This is a genomic window from Dactylosporangium sp. NPDC049140, assembly GCF_040648435.1.
In genome coordinates, this window is the sequence record NZ_JBEZDS010000028.1 from 1 (window position 1) to 3,545 (window position 3,545).

A 3,545-nucleotide genomic window follows, 5' to 3' on the forward strand; every position below is an offset into this window, starting at 1 on the left:
CACGACTTGGCCACCACGATCGCCGCCATCGCCGTACCCGGCTGCCCCAACCACGACACCGGCTCATCCACCAGATGCAGCGTCGTGAGCAACCCATTGAGCAGCCCATAGTTCGCGTTGAAAATCCACAGCCAGATGAACGACACGACGACACCCGGGATGACCCACGGCATCAGGAACAGCCCGCGCAGCACCGCGCGGCCGCGGATGCGCGAGTTCAGCGCCAGGGCCAGGGCGAAGCCGATGAGCACCGGTACGACCGTCGAGCCGATGGTGAAGACGACGGTGTGACCGAGGACGGGCCAGAAGTTCTGGTGCAGGACGGTGGTGAAGTTGTCGAGTCCGGCGAAGGAGCGGCCGGGCAGGACCAGGCTCTGGTGGAACAGGCTGGTGGACAGGGCACCGACCAGGGGGTACAGCACGACGGCACCCAGCAGCGCGAGGGCCGGCAGGGTGAGCAGGAAGCCGAAGGTGCGGTCTTTCATCGCCGCTCCCCGATTTCGAACGAGAACGCGCACTGTTTGTTCATCGCGGCTCCTCCGCACGGGCGATGCCGACCGGGAACGCGCCCTGGTGACCCGGGCCCACGTAGCCGAGGCCGATGCTTATCGAGTCCGCGGCTTCGATGACGCTGCGCGCCAGCTCCGGCTCGCGGTTCGGCAGGTCGATCGCCGACAGCGGACCGGAAACGGACAACGCCGCGGCCACGCCGCCGGTTGCGTCGCGGATCGGGGCGGCGAGACAGGCGCGGCCCAGCGCGAGCTCCTCGACCTCGGCGAAGTACCCGCGCGCCAGCGAACGCTGGATCTCGGTGTCGAGCGCGTCGTGGTCGGTGATCGTCCTCGGCGTGTACGACATGAAGAACGGGCCCGGAAGCACCTCCCGGCGCTCCCGCGGATCGACGCCGCTGAGCAGCGCCTTGCCCAGCCCCGTGGCGTGCAACGGATTGTGCTGGCCGGCGAGGGTGAAGGAGCGCGGCGCCTGGCGGCCCTCGAAGTTGAGCAGGTAGAAGAGGCGGATGTCGCGGCGCACCGCGACGTTGACGCCGAGGCCGACCTCGGCCGCAAGATTCTGCGCGATCTGGCGCGCCTCGCGGTGCACGGGATGCGCGTTGAGCACGGCGCCGCCGAGGCTGACGGTGTCCAGGCCCAGGCGGTACAGCCCGCTGATCGGGTCGCGGTCGACGAACCCGGCCGCCTCCAGGGTTCCCAGCAGGCGCGAGGCCGTGGACAGGCCGAGGTCGGCGAGCTTGGCAACGTCAGAAACGCGCAGTTCGCTCCGCCCGGTCGTGAACACTCGCAGGACGGTCAGCGCGCGGTCGACGCTCTGGTTGCTTCCGGCATCCGCTGCCATCGGACCTCTCTCGCCACGACTCTGGAAATTGCTTGCGCGATACGGAAAGATATCCCGCATGTTGCAAGCGGTCAACCGCATCGTGAGGATGCCTTGTGAAGATCGTTGACGTGGCCACGTGGGCCGTGAAGCTGCGCGGCGAGGACGTGTACCTCGGCGCGGCGACCCGCGAGGCCTCCGACCGGCCGTACTACCAGCGCCCACCCTGGCGCAGCCTCTACTCCGACCGCTACGAGACCATGATCGTGCGGCTGACCTGCGACGACGGCACGGTCGGGTGGGGCGAGTGCCTGGCCCCGGTCGGGCCCGAGGTGGCCCAGGCGATCGTCGACCGCCTGCTCGCGCCGGTACTGCTCGGCGCCGACCCCCGGCCCGTCCGGCCCCTGTGGTCGCGACTGTCCGGCCTCATGCGCGAGCGCGGACACCTCGGCGGACACCAGGCCGACGCCCTCGCCGCCGTGGACATCGCGCTGTGGGACCTGGCCGGAAAGGCGGCCGGCCTACCGGTGTACGCCCTGCTCGGCGGCGCCTTCCGAGACCCCGTCCCGACGTATGTGTCGGGCCTTCCGGTCCCGGACGACGCCGCCCGCGCCGAGCTGGCCCGCAACTGGTTTGCACAGGGTGCAACTCATGTGAAGCTCCATCTCGGGCACGGCGTCGAGCGGGACCTGGCCACCTATGACGCCGTGGCCGCGACGGGGATGCGAGTGGCCGTCGATGCGCACTGGGCGTACGACCTCAGTGACGCACTGCGACTCGGCCGCGCGCTTGATGAGCGCGGTGCGTGGTTCCTGGAGGCGCCGCTGGCCCCGGAGGACCTGGAGGCACACCGAGAACTCGCGGCGGCGCTCATCACGCCGGTCGCGGTCGGCGAGGCGATGCGGCACCGGTACGAGTTCCGGCAGTGGTTGCAGACTCGTGCACTCGACCTTGCACAACCCGACATCGGCCGCACCGGCATCACCGAGGCGATGGCGATCGCCGAGGTCGCGGCCGCTTTCCATGTCCCGGTTGCGCCGCATCATTCGGTCGGGCTCGGCGTGGTACTGGCGGCGGGTTTGCACGTAGCGGCGGCGATCGAAGCCATGCCGGCCTTCGAGTTCCAGCCCGGCCCGTTCCCTGTCGCCAACCGAATCCTGACCGCCCCGCTGGCCGGCGGCCCCGGCTCGTTCCCCCTGCCGACGGCGCCCGGCCTGGGCGTCGACGTCGACATCACCGCGCTCGTGGAGGATCAGTGACCCGCTCGTCCGATGTTCGTGGCCTCATTCCGGTGCTGGCCACGCCCTTCCAGCCCGGTGGGGCGCTCGACCTGGACAGCCTGCGCCGCCTGGTCGCGTTCAATGCGCACTCCGGCGCCGACGGGGTGGCGGTGTTCGGTTTCGCCAGCGAGGGCTTCGCGCTGACCGCCGAAGAACGAAAGCAAATTCTGGCAACGGTACTCGCTGAGCTTCCCCCCGAAGCCCCAATCGTCGCCGGCATCTCCGCGACCGGCACCGCCGACGCGATCGCTCAGTCCCGCGCCGCCGCCGAGGCCGGGGCCACCGTCGGCATGGTGATCCCGCCGTTCATGGTGAAGCCCTCCCCCGCGCAGATCGTGGACTTCTACGGCACCGTCGGTACCGAGGGTGGCCTACCCGTCATGATCCAGGACGCGCCCGCCTCCACCGGGGTGAACCTGCCGGTACCGCTGATCGCCGAACTCTCCAAACTCGACGGCGTAACCTCCGCGAAAATCGAGACCCAGCCGACCGCCCCGAAACTGGGCGCCGTCGTGGCCGCTACCCCCGACGACTTCCTCGTGCTGGGTGGACAGAACGCACTGTTCGTTTTGGACGAGTACACGCGCGGCGCGGTAGGCACCATGCCCGCGAGCGAGTTCCCGGACCTGCTGGCCCCAGTACTGTCCGCACACGCATCAGGCGAACACGAAACGGCACGCGCCGCGTTCAATCGCCTACTGCCACTGATCCGCTTCGGCCTGCAGCCGGGCATAGCCTGGTCCATCCACAAACACGTCCTGCACCGCCGCGGCGTAATCGAGTCCACAACGGTCCGCGCACCAGCGACGGACGCGGACGAGGGAACGCTGAAGGCGCTGGACGAGATCCTGACGGACTTGGGCCTGTGACACGACCATTCGCGGCATCCCCGCACGGGCCCGGTTCCCCTGCGACCGATCCTCGTGCGGCCGA

At 69.6% G+C, this 3,545-nt stretch carries 4 protein-coding genes; 2 read left to right on the forward strand and 2 right to left on the reverse strand.

Annotated features, from left to right (window positions below):
- Together AB0B76_RS34935 and AB0B76_RS34940 are read right to left on the reverse strand one after the other, a co-directional pair.
- Window positions 1–485: sugar ABC transporter permease (locus AB0B76_RS34935; RefSeq protein WP_360383393.1), on the reverse strand; the 485-nt coding region annotated here is incomplete at its 3' end.
- 40 nt (window positions 486–525) lie between these two features.
- Window positions 526–1,353 (reverse strand): IclR family transcriptional regulator, encoded by an 828-nt coding sequence (locus AB0B76_RS34940; RefSeq protein ID WP_360383396.1) that lies wholly within the window; start codon window positions 1,351–1,353, stop codon window positions 526–528.
- A 95-nt stretch (window positions 1,354–1,448) separates the two neighbouring features.
- Between AB0B76_RS34940 and AB0B76_RS34945 the strand changes: the two genes are divergently transcribed.
- Together AB0B76_RS34945 and AB0B76_RS34950 are read left to right on the forward strand one after the other, a co-directional pair.
- Window positions 1,449–2,591, forward strand: a complete 1,143-nt coding sequence (locus AB0B76_RS34945; protein WP_360383398.1) for a mandelate racemase/muconate lactonizing enzyme family protein — start codon at window positions 1,449–1,451, stop codon at window positions 2,589–2,591.
- On the forward strand, window positions 2,588–3,481 hold the full coding sequence (locus AB0B76_RS34950; protein WP_360383401.1) for a dihydrodipicolinate synthase family protein: 894 nt from the start codon (window positions 2,588–2,590) through the stop codon (window positions 3,479–3,481). Before AB0B76_RS34945 ends, AB0B76_RS34950 begins: the two co-directional genes overlap by 4 nt.
- Window positions 3,482–3,545 lie beyond the last annotated feature (64 nt).

Bases quoted from the DNA above. Each gene is read 5' to 3' on its own strand.
- AB0B76_RS34940 (WP_360383396.1), bottom strand. From the start codon at position 1,353: ATGGCAGCGGATGCCGGAAGCAACCAGAGCGTCGACCGCGCGCTGACC.